The sequence below is a fragment of the Salinarimonas sp. genome (genome assembly GCF_040111675.1).
Classification (GTDB): domain Bacteria; phylum Pseudomonadota; class Alphaproteobacteria; order Rhizobiales; family Beijerinckiaceae; genus Salinarimonas.
The window spans coordinates 203,151-221,002 of sequence record NZ_CP157794.1; the positions used below are offsets into that span (position 1 = coordinate 203,151).

Consider the following 17,852-nt stretch of genomic DNA (forward strand, 5'->3'; position numbering starts at 1 on the left):
AACCTCACGCGCTCTGGAGCTGGGCGTCGGGAACCTGCGGCCGCCAGTCGATCATCGAGGGGAGAGCCGCGACGCCGCGGGGGCGGCCGAGCAGGCGCGACAGGATTTGCCCGCTTCTCCAGGCGAGGAGGCTCAGGTTGGGGTCGGCGAGGCCCTTTTGGCGCATCGCCCGGTTCTGTACGAAGATGTGCCGGTCCGGCGGGCCGTCCCAACGGGCGGCGTAGGTGTCGTCGAGCGCGATCTCCTCGCCCTCCCACGTCAGGCGCGGGGCGAGACCCGACAGCATCTCGAGGTCGGGATAGCGATAGCCGGTCGCCAGGACGATCACGTCGGCGTGGACCAGCTCCGTCTCGTCGGTCTCGACGTGTCGCGTTACCGCGAGCCAGGCGCCGCCGTCGCGGCCGACCGTCTTCAGGCGGCGCCCGGGCATAAGGGCCGCAAAACCGCTCTCGCCGTCCACGAACCGGCGCATGTACAAGGCCTGGTAGATCGCCTTCAGGGTCTCGGGGGAAATGCCGTCGCTCGCGAGGATGTTGCGCGTCACGAAGTCCGCACGGTCGGCGAGCTGCCGCGACGCGAAGAGCGCGACCTGGCAGGGCATGAAGAGGTCGTTCGTGAACGGGCTGTCGTCGATCGGCCAGAAGCATTCCCGGCTCGAGATCCAGGTGGTCCGCGCGGGCCGTTGCGACCCGCGTCGCGTGAGCAGGTCGAGAACCACCTCGGCTCCCGACTGGCCGCCGCCGACGACCACGACACGCCGGCCAGCAAGCGAGGCGCCAATCGTGAGATGATTGTTGCAATGATAGATCGTATCTCCCAGCTTGTCTGCGAGCTGCTCGGGAACCTTCGGCGTCTTGCCGATGCCGATCGAGACGGAGCGCGCCCGCAGCAGACGCTTGCTCGTGCGCACCGTGAAGTCGCCGTCGAACCCGATCTCCTCGACCGGCTCGCCGAATCGAACGAGCGTGTTCCGATCCGCCGCCCAGGTCATGTAGTCGGCGAACTCCCGGCGCGAGACGGATTCGAAGCGCGCGTTGAGGAAATGGTACAGGCGCCCGGCCTGATGCAGATAGTTGACGAAGGAATAGGGATTGGACGGATCGTGAAGGGTCACGAGGTCCTTGAACAGCGAGACCTGAAGGCTCGCGTCCTCGATCTGCATGCCGTCGTGCCAGCTGAACGACGGCTTCGCGTCCAGGAATGTCGCGTCGACCCCAGCCCGCTCGAGAAGGCAGGCCAAGCTCAGGTTCGCTGGGCCGACGCCGACGCCGATGCAGGTGTGGACGGGTTCGTTCGCCTGCGTCATGCCTTTCCTCCCGGTGGCTCCGCCGAAGCGCTGAGACCGCTTCTAATTGTTTGTCATTGCGCCTAACAGTTGCCACGGAGGGGCGCGAAGTTACGTGAACGTGGCGTGAAATTCGTGTTTTTGAGCGTTGCGCACTGCGTGAAATGCATGCGATGGTTCCTGTAGAATGTGCGGTCGAGATCGGCATGGTCGAGTTGTTCCTCTTCGGTGAGCCCTGTCTGCGAGGCGGCGTCGGCCGGGCGAACGCCCCCGCCTTGCGCCGGCAGACCACCACGCTGCTCGGACTCCTCGTCGTCGCTGGCGCGGCGGGGATGCGGCGCGAGAGGCTCGCCTCCCTGCTCTGGCCGGACCGCGACGAGGAACATGCGCGCGCCAGCCTGCGGCAGGCGCTCACGGCGTTGAGGCGGGTTCTCGAGGGGACGAGCCTTACTCTCGTCGCGGGCGTCTCAATGGTGCAGCTGCAGGGCGAGGCGTCCAGCGTGGACGTCTGGGCGTTCGAGCCCGAGGCCGCCGACCTCATCGAGCGCAGCGGCCCGCCGGAGCGGTTCGCGGCGGTGGCGGATCTCTACCGCGAGGAGCTGATGCCGGGTCACCTGTGCGCTCGCCCCGCCGAGGAGGCGATCGCCGCCGCTCGCGAGCGAATGCACCAGATGGCGCTGCGGCTCGTCGAGGCCTACAGCCGACTGACCAACCCCGGCGCGCCCTGCGAAGCGTTCGCCCGCAAGCTTCTCGCGACCGATCCCGTGGCCGAGGAGGCGCACCGCGCTCTGATCCGATGTGCGCTGCATGACGGGCGCAGCAATCGGGCCCGTCGTCTCTTCGATCAATGCCGCGAACTCCTGAGCGTCGAGCTCGGCGTCGAGCCGGAGCCCGAGACCCTCGAGCTCGCGGGTGCGCTCGGCGCCGGCGCAGCGCCGGCGCGCGATGTGACGTGCGCTCCCGAGGCGGAGAGCCCGACGCTTTCGCGACACGAGGACTTACCCCCGCCCGGCGTCCCCGCGCCGGGCCCCAAGAGGCCGAACGGCGTCGCGCCGAACGTGTCGGCCAGGCCGGCGCTCGTCGTCCTCCCGTTCGAGGCGCGCGGCGACGACGAGGCTTTCGCGATCGCGCACGGCATCGTCGAGGAGCTCGCCTGTGGGATCGCTCGGATGCGGAATTGCGACGTGATCGCGCGACAGTCAGCCTATGCCTACAAGGACCGTTTCGTCGACGCGCGCACGATCGGCCAACAGCTCGGCGTCGGTTACATCGTCGACGGCGCGCTCAATCTCGAGGGTCCCGTGCTGCGGCTCCACGTGCAGCTGGTCGACGCGCGTTCCGCCGTGGTGATCTGGAGCAGACGATACGACGAGCGCATCTCGAATGCGATCGATCTCCAGCAATCGGTCGCGAGCCAGATTGCGGGTGCGCTCGCGCCCGGAATTCGGCGCCGGGAGATCGAGCTCGTCGGCGCGCGCCCGCTCGGCGATCTGGACGTTTATGGGCTGGTGCTGCGCGCCTATCCTCAATTATGGACACATCGGCGCGACGGCAACGCGAGCGCGCTCTCGCTCCTCGACCGTGCGCTGGAGATCGATCCGGGCCATTGTCTCGCGCTGTCTCTGAAGAGCTGGCTCCTGGCGATGAAGGTCTGCTATCTTTGGTCGGGTCAGCCGGAGCGTGAACGCGCCTCGTCTCTCGAGCTGGCCGACCGGGCGGCGCAAAACGCCGACGACGATCCAACGGCGCTCGCCGCTCTCGCAGCGACCTATTCCCTCTCCTCTGCCGATCTCCACCGGGCCGCCTTCTTCGTCGCCTCTAGCCTGGAGGCAGATCCCTGCAATGCCTGGGGGTGGATGCGAAAGGGCTGGCTGCACGCCATCGCCCGGGAGCCGGCTGAGGCGATCGCCGCGATCGATCGCGCCCAGACGCTCAGCCCGATCGACCCGTTCCTGTTCAACTGCTATTTCGGGCGCGCGATGGCCGAGAGCGTGACCGGCAATTTCGCGGCTGCCGCCGACCTCGTCCGAGGCGGCATCAACCGGAGCCGCGGCGCTGTCTGGGCCTACCGAATGCTCGCCTCGTTCTGCTGTCGCGCGGGCGACATGGATGGCGCGCGCGAAGCCGTCGACCGCTTCCGCCAGCACCATCCGACCGTCACGATCTCGGACCTGCGCCGCTGCCTGCCCCCTGCGCTGGTGGCGGGCGACCAGGACCACCTCGTGGCGCTCGCTGCGCTCGGGCTGCCCGATTGAAGCCCGCGTGAAGCCTCAGAAGGCGTGACCGAGCACGGCCGCACCGAGCCCCGCGAAGACGAGGCCGAAGCCGCCGTCGACGACGACGCGCGCCCGCCCGTAGAAGCGGCGGGGATGCTCGGAGGAGAAGACGAGCCCGTATCCGCCGTAGATGAGCAGCGCCTCAAGGGCGATCGCAACCGCGAAGAGCACCAGCAGCAGGTTCGAGGTCGTCACGGAGGTGACGTAGGTCGCGATCGAGGCCCAGAAGAGCGCCACCTTCGGGTTCGTAGCCGTTACGGCGAGGCCCTTGAGAAAAGCACGCCCGCTGCGGATATCGCCGCTCGCGGCGATGTCGGCGCTCCCCGCCTTCAGCACGGACCGAACGCTCTTGTAGCCGAGGAACAGGAGGTACATGCCGCCGAGGATGCTGAGGACGCGCAGCGCTTGCGGATAGGTGTCGAACAGCGTGGCCATTCCGAAGGACATGCTCAGCGACCAGAAGAATGCCCCGAAGGCGATGCCGCACGCCACCGCGAGGCTCGGCCCGCGGCCCGCGCCCAGCGCGGTCGAGGCGACGGCGACCATGTTGGGTCCCGGCGACAAGGCGGCGAGGCCGAAGGCGATCCACGCCGCCCCGAGTCCGAGAAAGACGGTCTGTTCCATTGCGTTCAGCTCCCATGCGGACGGTAGGTCCGGAGCGAACGCTTTCACGTCCGCGTGGAAATGGGCGGGAACACGGCGTCAAGTCGGCGTGCGCGCCGCGGGAAAACAGCGCGTCAGGGCGACAGGACACGCGCGATAGCGCCGCCGACGCTCGTCGAGGGGTCGGCGAGGAGCCTCAGCGCCATGGCGCAGGAGGTCAGGACGATGAGCGGACGAATCAGCCGTGCGCCGTGCGCCATCGCGAGACGAGCGCCGATCTGCGCGCCGATGATGGATCCGAGCGCCATCACGAGCCCGGCGCTCCAGACGACCGCGCCGGCCGCGACGAAGAAGACGAGCCCGGCGAAGTTGCTCGCGGCGTTGGCCGTCTTGGTCAGCGCGGTCGCCTTCACGAGCCCGTAGCCGCGAGCGGCGACGAAGCCCGCCATGTAGAACGACCCTGCGCCGGGGCCGAACAGGCCGTCGTAGAAGCCCACCGCCGGCACGACCGTCGCCGAGAAGCGCCGCTGCGACATCCGCGCCTTCACGTCCGCATCGCCGATGCGCCGGGCGAAGCCGAAATAGACCGCGATGGCGATCAACAGGATGGGCACGATGGCCTCCAGGGCCGCGCGCGGCAGAAGGGTCGCGCATAGCGCGCCGAGCAGGGACGCGGCCCCGGCGATCGCCGCGGCCGGGGCCGCCCTTCGCCAGTCGATCAGTCCCTTGCGGCCGTACGCGGAGGCGGACGAGACGGTCGCCGCCGTTGCGAGGACCTTGTTCGTGGCGATCGCCGACAGGGGATCGAGGCCGGCCAGCATCAGAACGGGCACGGTGACCAGCCCGCCGCCGCCGCCGATCGAATCGATGACGGCTGCACCGATCGCGACCGCGAACAGGATCGCCAGCAACTCGAACTCGAGGCCGGTCATTATCATCCTCCCTATACGTAACGCCGGCCCCCGGAAGGGCGCCGCGCGTCGAGTCGAGGCCTAGAGCAGATTCTCACCACTCGGGTTCATATCCTGCTGCGGTGAAGAAGTTCGCGCATTCCTCTGGCGGGAAGGCTTCGATGGCGTCGGCGACGGCGCTCCAGAGGGCGTCGCGCGTCCGGGCGGCGACCTTCCTGAGCAGGGCCTTCAGCTTGGCGAAGGCGTTCTCGATGGGGTTGAAGTCCGGGCTGTAGGGCGGCAGGAAGCGCAGCTCGGCTCCGGCCGCCTCGATGGCCTCGCGCACGGCGGGGGTCTTGTGGCTGGCGAGGTTGTCCATGATCACCACGTCGCCGGGGCTCAGCGTCGGAACCAGGACCTGCTGGACGTAGGCGAGGAAGCTCGCCGCGTTGATCGCGCCGTCGATCAGCATCGGCGCGTCGATCCCGCCGATCCTGAGCCCGGCCACGAAGGTCGTGGTGCGCCAATGGCCGTGAGGGATGCCGGCGCGCAGGCGCTCGCCTTCGGGGGCGCGGCCCCGCAACCGCGCCATCTTGGTGTTGAGCCAGGTCTCGTCGATGAAGATCAGCCGCTGCGGGTCGAGCTCGGGCTGCTCCTCGAACCAGGCCTCGCGGGCCGCGGCGACGTCGGCGCGGTCCTACTCGCTGGCGTGGCCGGACTTTTTTTGAACGTCAGGCCGTGGCGGCCGAAGAAGCGGTGCACCGTCGAGGGCGCGAAGCGCTCGCCGTGCTCGCGCTCGAGCCGCTCGGCGATCTCGACGAGGGTGAGATCCGGCGCCTCCTCCACCATCGCGAGGATGACCGGGCCGAGCGCCTCGATCCGCCCGGACCGCGTGTCGCCGCCTTGCGCCCGCGGCGCGACCGAGCCCGTCTCGCGCCGAAGGTTGAACCACTTCACCGCCGCGGACGGCGCGATCCCGAAGCGGTCCGCCGCGGCCCGGCGGCTCATGCCGGCATCGACCGCAGCGAGGACGCGCTGCCTCAGATCCATCGAGAGGGGCTTCGTCATGGCGGCTGGCCTCCTCCGCCAGCCTCTACCGTGAATCACGAACTGGCCTCGAAGGGAATCCCCCGCGCGATTCCATCAGGAAGCGATCTGCTCTAGCCTACAGGACTCGGCTCGGACGAACGGGAGCGATCCATGTCAAATCACGCGCAGAACCTGGCCGGCGGCCTCTTCGGTGCGGTCATGGCGGTGGGCCTCGCCGCACGCCAGCGGCAGGCGCAGGCGCCGATCGTGCGGACGTCGCCGCGCCTCGTGCGTTCCACCCAGCGCCTCGTCGACGCGCTTACCGCCGAGCGCGAGAAGACCCGGGCGCTGAGCGCCCGGATCGAGAGCATCGAGGCCGAGAATGCGAAGCTGCGGCGAGCCCTCCGGCTCAGTGCAGCCGCGGCGCGTCGCTGACCGAGGACGCCGGATCTGCGATCATCGCCGCCGGCATGGCGTAGCGGATCTCCTCGCGGCGATCGCGGATCGCCGCCCGCGTCATCGGCAGCAGGCGGGGATGCGCCCGCTCGCCGTCCACATGGGCGAGGATCACGTCCGGTGCGTCGTCCAGCACTGTGCGGGCCTGCTCGACCGTCAGCGCCAGCGCCCAGGCGCGCAGCTCCGACGGCAGCGCACGGAGGCTCGAGGCGCGCGGACGGCGGCCGTGGATCTTCGCCGTGCAGACGTCGTGAAGGGCGAAGATCCGGCGAACCCCGGGCCCGAGCTCGTCGGGCGAGCAGACGTCCTCGAGGTAGGGGCTGCGCCGCGCCGCCCCGACGTCCCGCGGCTCGGGGCCGTCGATCGCGTCGGCGGGTGCGGCGTCGAGGACGTCGTCTACGTCCTGTGCGAGGTCGGCGCCGGCCTCGACGACCGGACGGCCGGGCGCGCCGAAGTCGTCGATGAGCCGCCCGACGACGTCGTCCAAATCGTTCCGCCCCGTCTTCACCGAGCCGCAGTCGATCAGGATCTTGCGCGTGCGGCCGGACCTCCGCCGGCGCGCCGTGACCGTTATTTCCGAGCTTTCCGGCGCCGCTCCGCGGCCTCAGTCGTCAGACCCGCCCCTTCTAAGGTGCGCAGCGATGATAGATGTCACAGGTAGTGAGACGCCCGAGGAGGGCGGCGTGGAAAGCCGAGGTCCTGCTTGGATTTGGCCTGAACGAAGGGTTTCAGGCTGGTGCTGCCGGAGAGGATTGAACTCTCGACCTCTCCCTTACCAAGGGAGTGCTCTACCACTGAGCTACGGCAGCGGATGCGGGCGCCGGCGTTCCCGAGGGGCGCGGCGCGCGGTGACCGGGTGCATAGAGGATCGCGGGCGGGGACGCAAGGCGAAATGTGCCCGCTCCGTCCCGCCCCCGGGCGGCGCGGCGCGGCGCCTATTCGGCGGCCTGCGCCTGCGGCTCGAAGGCCAGCCCCAGCGTGCTCCAGACCTCGACCAGCGCGTCGCGCAGGCGCTGGATGTCGGCCTCCGTATGCAGCGGGGTGGGCGTGACGCGAAGCCGCTCCGTCCCGCGCGGGACGGTGGGGTAGTTGATCGGCTGGATGTAGATGCCGTGGCGCTCCAGCAGCCGATCGGATGCGGCCTTGCAGGCCTCGGGGTCGCGCACCATCACCGGGACGATGTGGGTGGGCGTCGGCATCACCGGGATGCCGGCGGCCATCAGCACCGCCTTCGTACGCGCCGCCTGGCGCTGCTGGCCCTCTCGCTCGACGCGCGACTGCTTCAGGTGGCGCACCGAGGCCGCCGCCGCGGCGCAGATCGCCGGCGGCAGGGCGGTGGTGAAGATGAAGCCCTGCGCGTAGGAGCGCACGGCGTCGATCACGGCGCTCTTCGCCGTCACGTAGCCGCCGAGCACGCCGAAGGCCTTGCCGAGCGTCCCCTCGATCACGTCCACGCGGCCCATCACGCCGTCGCGCTCGGCGATGCCGGCGCCGCGCGCGCCGTACATGCCCACCGCATGCACCTCGTCGAGATAGGTCATGGCGCCGTAGCGCTCCGCGAGGTCGCAGATGCGCCCGATCGGGGCGACGTCGCCGTCCATCGAGTAGACGCTCTCGAAGACGATCAGCTTGGGCCGGTCCCCGGCCGCCCGGAGGAGCTCCTCCAGATGGGCGAGGTCGTTGTGGCGCCAGATCTTCTTCTCGCAGCCGGACTGGCGCACGCCCTCGATCATGGAATTGTGGTTGAGCGCGTCCGACAGGATCAGGCAGTTCGGGATCAGCTTGGCGATCGTCGAGATGCCGGCCTGGTTGGAGATGTAGCCGGAGGTGAAGACCAGCGCCGCCTCCTTGCCGTGGAGGTCGGCGAGCTCGCGCTCGAGCTCCACGATCGGGTGGCTGTTGCCGGAGATGTTGCGGGTGCCGCCGGCGCCGGTGCCGCAGCGCTCGGCCGTCGCGGTCATCGCCGCGATCACGTCCGCGTGCTGGCCCATGCCGAGATAGTCGTTGGAGCACCAGACCGTGATCTCGCGCGGGCCGCCGGGCGCGCCGTGCCAGGTGGCCCGCGGGAAGCGGCCGGCGATGCGCTCGAGATCCGCGAAGACGCGGTAGCGCCGCTCGGTCTTGAGGGCCTCGACGGCCGTCTCGAAATAGCGTGTGTAGTCCATGACCTCACCGGGGGACATGCGGGCGTCGGGGGCGCGCCCGTGCGCATCGAGCCTGTTCGAACGGCTTTTTGCCTTGACGTTGATCAAACCGTCCACCGCTAATATAGCCGCAGCGCGCGCCGAGGCACGCCCACGACCGCCCGGAATCGGCACGAGCGACGACGCGTCGCGCACGGATGCCGGGCGAACGGCGCCGCCGGCGGCCGCGTTCCGACCCGTCCGCATCACGCCCGAGGAGCCCCGAGGAGATCCATGGCAGACGATCTGCGCGCCGCCCGCCTGAAGGCGGCCTTGCGCGAGAACCTCAAGCGTCGTAAGGCCCAGAGCCGCGGCCGCGCCGTCGCGGACCGCCCGGACGACGGCGTCTCGGAGCCCGCCGCCGACGACGCGCCGGGGCCGCCGTCCAAAAGCTGACACGGTTTCGCGTACCACCTCTCGACCGGCCCGCCTCCGGGTCTCGCACGCCGCGCCCTCCGCGCGAGTACGCATAGGGATTGTTCGATGGATCGCATCCTCATCACAGGCGGCGCGCCGCTTTCCGGGACCCTGCCGATCTCGGGGGCGAAGAACGCCGCGCTGCCGCTGATGATCGCGAGCCTGCTGACGGGAGACACGCTCGAGCTCGCCAACGTGCCGCGGCTCGCCGACGTGCAGCTGCTCCTGCGCATCCTCGGCAATCACGGCGTCGATCACACGGTGGTGGGCCGCCGCCCCGGCGAGACCGCCGAGACCGGGCAGACGCTGCGCCTGTGCGCCTCCACCGTCATCGACACGACGGCGCCCTACGAGCTGGTCTCGCGGATGCGCGCCTCGTTCTGGGTGATCGCGCCGCTGCTCGCCCGCTTCGGCGAGGCGCGGGTCTCGCTGCCGGGCGGCTGCGCCATCGGCACGCGGCCGGTGGACCTGCTGATCGAGGCGCTGGAGCGGCTCGGCGCGCAGATCGACATCGAGGCCGGCTACGTCGTGGCGAAGACGCCCAGGGGGCTGAAGGGCGCGGAGATCGTCTTCCCGAAGGTGACCGTGTCCGGCACCCACGTCGCGCTGATGGCGGCGACGCTCGCCCACGGCACGACGGTGATCGAGAACGCCGCGCGCGAGCCCGAAATCGTCGACGTCGCCGAGTGCCTGATCAAGATGGGCGCGAAGATCTCCGGCCACGGCACGTCGCAGATCGTGGTGGAGGGCGTGCCGCGCCTCGGCGGGGCCCGCCACGAGGTGGTGCCCGACCGCATCGAGACCGGCACCTACGCCATGGCGGTGGCCATGGCCGGCGGCGACGTGCTGCTCGAGAACGCCCGCGCGCCGCTCCTGCAGAGCGCGCTCGACACGCTGGTGCGGGCGGGCGTCACGGTGGAGCCGACGAATACGGGCGTGCGCATCGCCCGCAACGGCGCCGGCCTCGCACCCGTCGACGTGACGACCGAGCCCTTCCCGGGCTTCCCCACCGATCTCCAGGCGCAGCTGATGGCGCTGATGACGCGGGCGACGGGCTCCTCGCGCATTCGCGAGACCATCTTCGAGAACCGCTTCATGCATGTCCAGGAGCTCGCGCGGCTCGGCGCCCGCATCCGCCTCGACGGCGACCTCGCGACCGTCGAGGGCGTCGAGCGCCTGCGCGGCGCGCCGGTGATGGCGACCGACCTGCGCGCCTCGGTCTCCCTCGTCATCGCCGGCCTCGTCGCCGAGGGCGAGACCACGATCAACCGCGTCTACCACCTCGACCGCGGCTTCGAGGCGCTGGAGACCAAGCTCGGCCGCTGCGGCGCGCAGATCGAGCGCATCCGCGCCTGATCGCGCGGGCCGCGCCTCAGCGCTCGCCGATGGGGGGCTCGTCGGTCATGCCGGCGAGCACCTCGGCGACGTGGCGGACCTTCACCTCCCGGCCCTCGCGCTGGAGCTTGCCCGCCATGTTCATCAGGCAGCCGAGATCGCCGGCGAGCAGCGTCGGCGCGCCCGAGGCGACGATGTTCTGCGCCTTCTTGTCGACGATGGCGTCGGAGATCTCGCCGTACTTCACCGCGAAGGTGCCGCCGAAGCCGCAGCAGACGTCGGTCTCGGCCATCTCGACGAGCTCGAGGCCGTCGACGCTGGCGAGCAGCTTGCGGGGCTGAGCCCGCACGCCGAGCTCGCGCAGGCCCGCGCAACTGTCGTGATAGGTCACCTTGCCCTCGAACGTCGCGTCGACCTGCGAGACGAACATCACGTCGGTGAGGAAGGAGACGAGCTCGTGCGTCTTCGCCGCCAGCGCATGCGCCTTGGGCGCCCAGTTCGGGTCGTCGGCGAAGAGCTCGGGGAAGTGCCGCTTGATCTGCCCGGCGCAGGAGCCCGACGGCGCGACGACGTAGTCGAAGCGCGCGAATTCCCGGATCGTCTGCTCCGCCAGGGCCCGCGCCGTGGCGCGATCGCCCGAATTGAAGGCCGGCTGGCCGCAGCAGGTCTGGGAGGGAACCTCCACCGTGCAGCCGGCGTCCTCCAAGAGCTTCACCGCCGCGAAGCCGACGGAGGGCCGCATCAGGTCGACGAGGCAGGTGGCGAACAGGCCGACCCGCGGCGGGCGCGCGGGCCTCGCCTTGGGTGCGGGCTTCGTCTCGGCGGGAGCGGTCTCGGCGGGCATACGCGACGTCCTCTCTGCGGGACGCGCATCTTCCCCCGCGGGAGCCCCGCGTCAAGCCGGGCGCGGCGGTTTGCCCGGGGGCGGGTCAGCGCCGGCCGTTCTTGCGGATGAGATCGAGGAGGACGTCGACATCTGTGTAGGGGTTCGTGCCGCCGTCCTGCGCGCGGGCGGCGCGCAGGCGCTCGGCGCGGATGACGGCGGCGTCGTGGTTCGGGCGGAGCGTGTCGTAGTCGAGACGCTTTTCCCGGCGATAGCTCGGCTGGTGCGCGCAGATGCGCTCGATCGCCTCGGGCGAGGTCATCGGCCCGGCGCCGTCGACGAAGTGCAGCAGCGCCCAGACCTCGAAGCAAGGCTCCGAAAAGGCGACGCGGACGTCGTTCTCCGCCGCCCGGCGGCGCAGCTCGGGGATGTGCGGGTGGTCGTCGCGGTCGAACACGGCCCAGATCTCGTGCGCGCCGGCGAAGCCGTCGGTTCGCGCCGCCCGGCGGGCCGCGATCGCCGCCTCGACCAGCTCGGCGGGCTTGCCGCCCTTCTGCCCGAACAGGAGCTTGATCCCGACCTCCGCGGCGAATCGACCGAGATAATCGGGCTCCGTCACCGCGCCCTCGCAGAAGATCATGATCTTGACCCGCGGCTCGCGGCGTGGCGGCCGACGCGACAGCGAGCGCGCGCCGCCCCTAGCCATCCGCCTCCTCCTCGTGTCCGCGGGCGAAGGCCTCCAGCGGCGCGAGATAGGGCACCGCGCCGAAGCGGCCGTCGAGATAGCCGCGCTCGATGTTGTCCTCCCGCCGCGTGCGGAAGTCGGTCAGCGGGAACAGCGTCGTCGCACCCTCCCGGTCCTTCTCGGTGAACCAGACCTGGTCGCGGCGCAGGACGCCGGAGGACAGAAGGTTGGTGTCGTGGGTGGTGGCGATGAGCTGGGCGCCCGTCGTGTTGATGCGCGGATCGGTGAAGAGCGAGACGATGCGGAGCGCGAGGTCGGTGTGGAGGCTGGCGTCGAGCTCATCCAGGACCATCAAGCAGCCTCGCTTAATGGCTCGGAGGGCGTCCAAGCCGAGCGAGATCATCTGACGTGTTCCTCGGCTCTCCTGGTCAAGTCCTAGAGCGAAACGCGCCCCGTCTCTCCCTCGGTGCGAGAACCTGATCAGCTCCTTGCGCGGCATCAAGCCAACAACAGTTGGATCGAAGCTTGGATTCGGCGCGCTCTCGAAGCCGTCGATGCCGAGGTCCGCATGCGAGAGGAACTCGATAACCCGCTCAGCCTGGTCTTTGCGGAGGCCATGGTCGAGCCACCCAGGCTCGTCGTCATTGAAGTCGATCTCAACCTGGTCGTGGAAGAAGTCGGAGATGCTCAGGGTGGGCCAATGCCCATGCTGCGCCGCCGTCGACAAGAACAACGCGTTCGGCCGCAGGAACCCCTCGATCGCCCGGTTCGCGCCCTTCATCCCCTTGCCGAAGCGCATCGGCCCCTCGGCGTCGCGCTCGAACCAGACCTGCCGGTGGCCGTGCGGGTAGGCGTGGAGCCATTCGCGGGTGAAGGCGCGGTCGCCGACGTCGAAGCCGTAGGTGTAGCGCACGCCCGCGAGCAGCAGATCCACCTCGAAGGTCGTCGGCGCGTCGTTGCGCTCCGTCAGCGCGAAGGGGGCGCGGGCGATCTTCCCGTTCGGCTCGTTCTTGCGGAACGAGTCCACAACGTGCCGGCGCATCTCCGAGAGCGCGTCGAGCACGTTCGACTTCCCCGAGGCGTTCGCGCCGTAGATCAGGGCGGCGGGCAGGAGCCGCTGCTTCAGGCCGGGCGCCTCGATCGTCTGGCTGGCGCCGCCCTTCAGGGAGGAGGCGACGAAGGAGATCTCCTGCCAGTCGCGGATCGACTTGTGGTTGGCGACGCCGAAGCGGATCAACATGGCCCGTTCCTCCTCGGATGCCCCGAATGCGGTTTTCAGGTCGACTTTGCGGAAAATCCGCAAACAGGCGCTTAAATTGGCGCGCCCGCCGTCGTCCGTCCAGCACTTTCGCCGCACCCCTCCCCCGCCCGTCCCCGCGCCGCGTCTCGCGACTTCCCCATTGCGCTGCGGCCTCGCTTCGACCATCGTGGCGCGCCGTCGCGCGGGTGCGGCGCGGCGCGGGTCGAGAGGAGCTTGCATGGGGCGCATGAACGGGGAGCTCGAGGCCCATCCCTTGCGCGCGCGGGTGCTGGCGGAGGTGCATGCGCGCCCGTTCGCGCCCGTCGAGACCCCCAAGCGCATCCTGCACTACGCCTTCATGACCGACGGCGAGGCGGCGCAGCGCGACCGCGAGGCGCTGTCCGCCTTCTGCGCCTCGCTCGGGCTCGAGGGCCCGCCGGCCAACGCCAAGCACCACCGGGTGGCGTTCTCAGGCACGCTGCTGCGCTGGGAGAGCCATTCCGAGTTCACCACCTATTCCTGGGAGTTCGGCGACGCGAGCGTCTCCGACGCGCCGACGCCGCAGCCCTTCCGGCCCGCGGCGGACGGCCTCCAGGGGGTGATGAGCCTCGTGCCCCAGCCGGGGCCCCTGATGGTCTCGATCGACCTGCATCTCGTCCCGGCCGCCAGTGTCCCGAACGGGCCGCAGGCGATCTTCGCCGAGACGCACCTCGCCGCCTCCACCGTGGAGAACGGCGTCGCCACGGTGGCGACCGACTTCCGCACCGACGCCCACGGCTTCGTGCGCATCCTCGTCGTCGACGACCGCATGGAGCGCGCCCAGGCCGGCGCGATCATCCAGCGCGTGCTCGAAATCGAGACCTACCGCACGCTCACCCTGCTCGGCCTGCCGGAGGCGCAGGCGATCGGCCCCTCGGTCCGCAGGATCGAGACCGAGCTGCCGCGCGTGATGGACGCGATGGAGCGCTCGGACGGGCTGGAGAACAACCGCCAGCTCCTCGACCGGATCACCCGGCTCGCGGCCGAGCTCGAGACCGGCGCCGCCGGCGCGCTGTTCCGCTTCGGCGCGACGCGAGCCTATTCGGAGCTCGTGCGCATCCGCCTCGCCGCGCTGGAGGAAAAGGCGCTGCCGGGCTTCGATTCCTGGTCGGAATTCCTCGATCGGCGCCTGCAGCCGGCGATCCGCACCTGTTCCTCCATGGAGGAGCGCCAGGCCAACCTCTCGCGCAAGCTCACCCGCGCCGCGCAGCTGCTGCGCACGCGCATCGACATCGAGCTGGAGAGCCAGAACCGCGACCTCCTGCGCGCCATGAACGAGCGCGCGCGCATCCAGCTGCGCCTCCAGCAGACCGTCGAGGGGCTGTCCGCGGCGGCCATCACGTACTACATCACCGGGCTGATCTTCTACGTCCTGCGGGGCTTGAAGGAAGGCGGCGTCGCGTGGCTGAACCCGTATGTCGGCGCGGCGATCGCGGTGCCGCTGGTGCTGATCGGCATCCTCCTCCTGGTGCGGCGGCTGCGGCGTCGCCACATGGACGAGGAGGCCGCCGAGGAGGCGGCGATCCGCGACGCCGTCGCGCGCGAGCGCCGGCGCGACGCAAAGGCGAGCGAGCGAGAGGACACGACGTCATGAAGGATCTGATGGGGCTCATGAAGCAGGCCCAGGCCATGCAGGAGAAGATGCAGGCCGTGCAGGCCGAGCTGGAGGAAATGGTGGTCGAGGGGCAGGCTGGCGGCGGCGCCGTCGTCGTGCGCCTCTCCGGCAAGGGCGCGCTCAAGGGCGTGACCATCGACCCCTCGCTGATGGTGCCCGACGAGAAGGAGATCCTCGAGGACCTCATCGTCGCCGCGGCGAACGACGCCCGCGCCAAGTCCGAGCGCGAGACCCAGGAGCGCATGTCCGAGCTCACCAAGGGCCTGCCGCTGCCGCCCGGCATGAAGCTGTTCTGAGGCAGGCCGGGAGCTTAGTCCGACATCATGGCCCGTGGCGTCGCCGGCCCCGAGATCGAGCGGCTGATCCAGCTTCTCGCACGCCTGCCGGGGCTCGGGCCCCGGTCGGCGCGCCGCGCCGCGCTCGGCCTCCTGCAGAAGCGCGAGGGTCTCCTCGCGCCCCTCGCCGAGGCGATGCGCGTCGCCGCCGAGCGCGTCGTCGCCTGCTCGACCTGCGGCAACATCGACACCACCGACCCCTGCGCCATCTGCGCCGACCCCAGCCGCGACCCGTCCATCATCGTGGTGGTGGAGGACGTCTCGGATCTCTGGGCGCTGGAGCGCGCCGGCGCGCTGCACGCCCGATACCACGTGCTCGGCGGCGTGCTCTCGGCGCTGGACGGGATCGGCCCGGAGCAGCTGACCGTCGCGGGCCTCCTCGCCCGCGCGCAGGACGCGACCGTGCGCGAGGTGATCATCGCGCTGCCCGCCACCGTCGACGGGCAGACGACCGCGCACTACCTCGGCGAGGCGCTCTCCGGCCTGCCCGTCAAGGTCACCCGCCTCGCCCACGGCGTGCCGGTGGGCGGCGAGCTCGATTATCTCGACGAGGGGACGCTGTCGGCGGCGCTGAAGCGAAGGACGGCGGTGTAGGTCGGCGGGCGACGGTTTCGCGACTCGGATTGCTTTTCCGCTTGCCATGCGCGCGAGGATATGCTGAATTCAGGTACGAACCGGAAACGGGAGGGGCCGGTGCCGCCGCAGGAGCCGGAGACGACGCGCCCGCACGGCATGCGGGAGGACGGAGCGCCTTGGATCAGGGTGGAGGGCGGTGGCGCCGTCCGTGCGCGCGCGCTCGTCCGAGGGCGTCTTTTCGAGCTGCGGGAACTCGCGGCCGAGGACGAGATCGCGATCGAGACGCGATCCGAGGAAGGGCTCGTGCGCTTTCTCGCCGGGGAGGGGGTCACCGTTCGGCCGGCGCTCGCGCTGCTCGACAGCGGGGAACTGCGTGCGCTCTGGCAGTCGGGCGAGGACCAGGTGGGCCTGCGCTTCATGCCCGACGGGCGCATCGCCTATGTCTGCCTCGCACAGCGGGAGGGCTGCGCCGATCTCGTGCGATCCCACGGCGTGGAGGAGGCGGGCCGGATGATGCCGCTGATCGAAACGCTCGGGCTGGGTGCGCTGCTGCGGGGATGACGAAACCGCGAGTCCCGGATGCGGATCACGTCCTCCGCCATGCGCGCGCTCGATATGTCGACCGGCGCGCGGACGGGATCGAGGTCGTGATCGGCGCAGCCTTCATCTCCCGTCCGATGGAAGACAATTCGCCGTCGGTGAACTGGCTGGAGGTCCTCTCGGCCGACGTCGAGACGGCGATCGCAGGCGTGCGCGCGGTCACCCGTCTCCGTTACGGCGGCAGGGATCGGCTCGCGCGGCTGAACGCCGGCCGCGTGCGCCGCGAGGTCGCCGCGTTCGGGCCGCCGGGCTGGCCCGTCGACGTCGTCCACGACCCGCTGGAGCCCGAGGGGGACTGGCCGGCCGATCCCTCGCATGCGCTCCTGACGAACGTCCCCGCCGAGAGCGACCTCGACAAGGACCTCGTCGGCGATCTCATCGCCCGCTGCGTCGTCTCCCTCCACCCTGCGCGGCCCTAGACCCCTTCCCCCCGGCCGCCCGCTCGCCTACACAGGGGCCATGACAGACGCCGCGCCCTCCCTCGTCGATCTCGTGCGGCCGGTCGAGACCGGCGCGCACGTCACCGCAATCGCCTTTTTGGGCGAGGTCGCCGCCTTCGCGCTGGGGGACGGCGGCGTGCATCTCTGGAGAGGGGGCGAGAGCCACCGCGTCGAGGCGCATCCGGACGGCTCCGTGCTCTCGGCGGCCTGCGACGGCGAGCGCCTCGTCACCGGCGGCGACGACGGGCGCGTCGCGGTCACCGGGCCGGACGGCTCGACGCGCACCTTCGCCGAAGCCGGCGCCTTCGCCTGGATCGACGCGCTCGCGCTGCACAAGGACGGCGGCGTCGCCTGGTCGGCGGGGAGACGCGTCTTCGCCCGCGACCCGAAGGGCAAGGAGAAGACGCTCGAGACGCCCTCCACCGTGCGCGGCCTCGCCTTCGCGCCGAAGGGCTACCGGCTCGCCGTCGCGCATGTCGACGGCGCGACGCTCTGGTTTCCCAATCTGGAGACCGCGCCCGAGAGGCTCGAATGGAAGGGCGCGCATCTCGACGTCGTCTGGTCGCCGGACGGGCGCTTCGTCGTCACCTCGATGCAGGAGAACGCGCTGCACGGCTGGCGGTTGCAGCCGGACAAGGGCCACATGCGGATGTCGGGCTATCCCGGCAAGACGCGCTCGCTGTCGTGGACGCACGACGGCAAGTGGCTCGCCACCTCCGGGGCCGACGCCGTGATCCTCTGGCCCTTCGATTCGAAGGAGGGCCCGACCGGCAAGCAGCCGCGCGAATGCGGCGTGCGCCCGGCCCAGGTCTCCCGCGTGGCCTGCCATCCCGAGGCGCCGGTGGTGGCGGCGGGCTTCCAGGACGGGGCGATCCTGCTGATCCGGCTCTCGGACGCCTCCGAGCTCCTGGTGCGCCCGGCGGTGAAGGGGTCCGGGATCACGGCGCTCGCCTGGGACGCCAAGGGCCGGCAGCTCGCCTTCGGCGCCAAGGACGGCGCCGGCGGCGTCCTGGCGCTGCCCTGAG

The 17,852-nt window shown here is 70.6% G+C and carries 20 protein-coding genes and 1 tRNA gene; 10 read left to right on the forward strand and 11 right to left on the reverse strand.

All coding sequences use genetic code 11. From position 1 onward, the window contains the following. Window positions 1–4 precede the first annotated feature (4 nt). Together ABL310_RS00895 and ABL310_RS00900 are read right to left on the reverse strand one after the other, a co-directional pair. On the reverse strand, window positions 5–1,306 hold the full coding sequence (locus ABL310_RS00895; protein WP_349369844.1) for a SidA/IucD/PvdA family monooxygenase: 1,302 nt from the start codon (window positions 1,304–1,306) through the stop codon (window positions 5–7). A gap of 62 nt (window positions 1,307–1,368) precedes the next feature. Next, window positions 1,369–1,671: a hypothetical protein gene (locus ABL310_RS00900; protein WP_349372146.1), complete on the reverse strand. Its 303-nt coding sequence runs from the start codon at window positions 1,669–1,671 to the stop codon at window positions 1,369–1,371. Window positions 1,672–1,755: 84 nt separating this feature from the next. Here ABL310_RS00900 and ABL310_RS00905 point away from each other — a divergent pair, with 84 nt between their 5' ends. Next, complete coding sequence (locus ABL310_RS00905) at window positions 1,756–3,540, forward strand: BTAD domain-containing putative transcriptional regulator (protein WP_349372135.1); 1,785 nt, start codon at window positions 1,756–1,758, stop codon at window positions 3,538–3,540. Between the two features lie 15 nt (window positions 3,541–3,555). Here ABL310_RS00905 and ABL310_RS00910 read toward each other — a convergent pair whose 3' ends face one another. From ABL310_RS00910 to ABL310_RS00920, 3 genes are all read right to left on the reverse strand, one after another. Further along, entirely contained in the window at window positions 3,556–4,185 is a 630-nt protein-coding gene (locus ABL310_RS00910; RefSeq protein WP_349369845.1) for a LysE family translocator, read from the reverse strand. Between the two features lie 113 nt (window positions 4,186–4,298). Further along, window positions 4,299–5,096: a TSUP family transporter gene (locus ABL310_RS00915; protein WP_349369846.1), complete on the reverse strand. Its 798-nt coding sequence runs from the start codon at window positions 5,094–5,096 to the stop codon at window positions 4,299–4,301. Between the two features lie 73 nt (window positions 5,097–5,169). Then, window positions 5,170–6,122, reverse strand: a protein-coding gene (locus ABL310_RS00920; RefSeq protein ID WP_374730359.1) for an IS630 family transposase whose coding sequence is annotated in 2 segments (ribosomal slippage) — window positions 5,170–5,753 and window positions 5,753–6,122 — 954 coding nt in all. Because the reading frame shifts where the segments join, the coding sequence is not laid out codon by codon here. Window positions 6,123–6,254: 132 nt separating this feature from the next. On the opposite strand from ABL310_RS00920, the gene ABL310_RS00925 reads away from it, so the two are divergent. After that, on the forward strand, window positions 6,255–6,518 hold the full coding sequence (locus tag ABL310_RS00925) for a hypothetical protein (protein ID WP_349369847.1): 264 nt from the start codon (window positions 6,255–6,257) through the stop codon (window positions 6,516–6,518). On the opposite strand, the gene ABL310_RS00930 is transcribed toward ABL310_RS00925, so the two are convergent. The 3 genes from ABL310_RS00930 to hemA all read right to left on the reverse strand — a co-directional run bounded on the left by ABL310_RS00930 (window position 6,493) and on the right by hemA (window position 8,704). Then, window positions 6,493–7,026 (reverse strand): hypothetical protein, encoded by a 534-nt coding sequence (locus ABL310_RS00930; protein WP_349369848.1) that lies wholly within the window; start codon window positions 7,024–7,026, stop codon window positions 6,493–6,495. The two genes, ABL310_RS00925 and ABL310_RS00930, sit on opposite strands and share 26 nt — an antisense overlap. A 247-nt stretch (window positions 7,027–7,273) precedes the next feature. Further along, a tRNA-Thr gene (locus ABL310_RS00935) sits at window positions 7,274–7,348 on the reverse strand. Window positions 7,349–7,474: 126 nt separating this feature from the next. After that, window positions 7,475–8,704: a 5-aminolevulinate synthase gene (gene hemA / locus ABL310_RS00940; RefSeq protein ID WP_349369849.1), complete on the reverse strand. Its 1,230-nt coding sequence runs from the start codon at window positions 8,702–8,704 to the stop codon at window positions 7,475–7,477. 252 nt (window positions 8,705–8,956) lie between these two features. Between hemA and ABL310_RS00945 the strand changes: the two genes are divergently transcribed. Then, complete coding sequence (locus ABL310_RS00945; RefSeq protein WP_349369850.1) at window positions 8,957–9,118, forward strand: hypothetical protein; 162 nt, start codon at window positions 8,957–8,959, stop codon at window positions 9,116–9,118. An 87-nt stretch (window positions 9,119–9,205) separates the two neighbouring features. Further along, complete coding sequence (gene murA, locus ABL310_RS00950) at window positions 9,206–10,495, forward strand: UDP-N-acetylglucosamine 1-carboxyvinyltransferase (protein ID WP_349369851.1); 1,290 nt, start codon at window positions 9,206–9,208, stop codon at window positions 10,493–10,495. A gap of 16 nt (window positions 10,496–10,511) precedes the next feature. Here the strand turns inward: murA and ABL310_RS00955 are convergent, their stop codons facing one another. The 3 genes from ABL310_RS00955 to ABL310_RS00965 form a co-directional block, all read right to left on the reverse strand. Further along, window positions 10,512–11,318, reverse strand: a complete 807-nt coding sequence (locus tag ABL310_RS00955) for a (Fe-S)-binding protein (protein WP_349369852.1) — start codon at window positions 11,316–11,318, stop codon at window positions 10,512–10,514. An 85-nt stretch (window positions 11,319–11,403) separates the two neighbouring features. Further along, window positions 11,404–12,003: an RloB family protein gene (locus ABL310_RS00960; RefSeq protein ID WP_349369853.1), complete on the reverse strand. Its 600-nt coding sequence runs from the start codon at window positions 12,001–12,003 to the stop codon at window positions 11,404–11,406. After that, complete coding sequence (locus ABL310_RS00965) at window positions 11,996–13,471, reverse strand: ATP-binding protein (RefSeq protein WP_349369854.1); 1,476 nt, start codon at window positions 13,469–13,471, stop codon at window positions 11,996–11,998. Before ABL310_RS00965 ends, ABL310_RS00960 begins: the two co-directional genes overlap by 8 nt. Between ABL310_RS00965 and ABL310_RS00970 the strand changes: the two genes are divergently transcribed. The 6 genes from ABL310_RS00970 to ABL310_RS00995 all read left to right on the forward strand — a co-directional run bounded on the left by ABL310_RS00970 (window position 13,461) and on the right by ABL310_RS00995 (window position 17,851). Next, entirely contained in the window at window positions 13,461–14,855 is a 1,395-nt protein-coding gene (locus tag ABL310_RS00970; RefSeq protein ID WP_349369855.1) for a DUF3422 domain-containing protein, read from the forward strand. The genes ABL310_RS00965 and ABL310_RS00970 overlap by 11 nt on opposite strands. After that, window positions 14,852–15,172 (forward strand): YbaB/EbfC family nucleoid-associated protein, encoded by a 321-nt coding sequence (locus ABL310_RS00975; RefSeq protein ID WP_349369856.1) that lies wholly within the window; start codon window positions 14,852–14,854, stop codon window positions 15,170–15,172. Before ABL310_RS00970 ends, ABL310_RS00975 begins: the two co-directional genes overlap by 4 nt. Before the next feature lie 27 nt (window positions 15,173–15,199). After that, the gene (gene recR / locus ABL310_RS00980; protein ID WP_349369857.1) at window positions 15,200–15,805 is read left to right on the forward strand and encodes a recombination mediator RecR; all 606 of its coding nucleotides are present in this window, start codon (window positions 15,200–15,202) and stop codon (window positions 15,803–15,805) included. 99 nt (window positions 15,806–15,904) lie between these two features. Further along, window positions 15,905–16,348, forward strand: a complete 444-nt coding sequence (locus ABL310_RS00985; RefSeq protein ID WP_349369858.1) for a hypothetical protein — start codon at window positions 15,905–15,907, stop codon at window positions 16,346–16,348. Window positions 16,349–16,434: 86 nt separating this feature from the next. After that, window positions 16,435–16,806 (forward strand): hypothetical protein, encoded by a 372-nt coding sequence (locus ABL310_RS00990; RefSeq protein ID WP_349369859.1) that lies wholly within the window; start codon window positions 16,435–16,437, stop codon window positions 16,804–16,806. Between the two features lie 40 nt (window positions 16,807–16,846). Then, a complete protein-coding gene (locus tag ABL310_RS00995; protein ID WP_349369860.1) occupies window positions 16,847–17,851 on the forward strand; it encodes a WD40 repeat domain-containing protein in 1,005 nt (334 codons plus the stop codon). Window position 17,852: the final 1 nt, after the last annotated feature.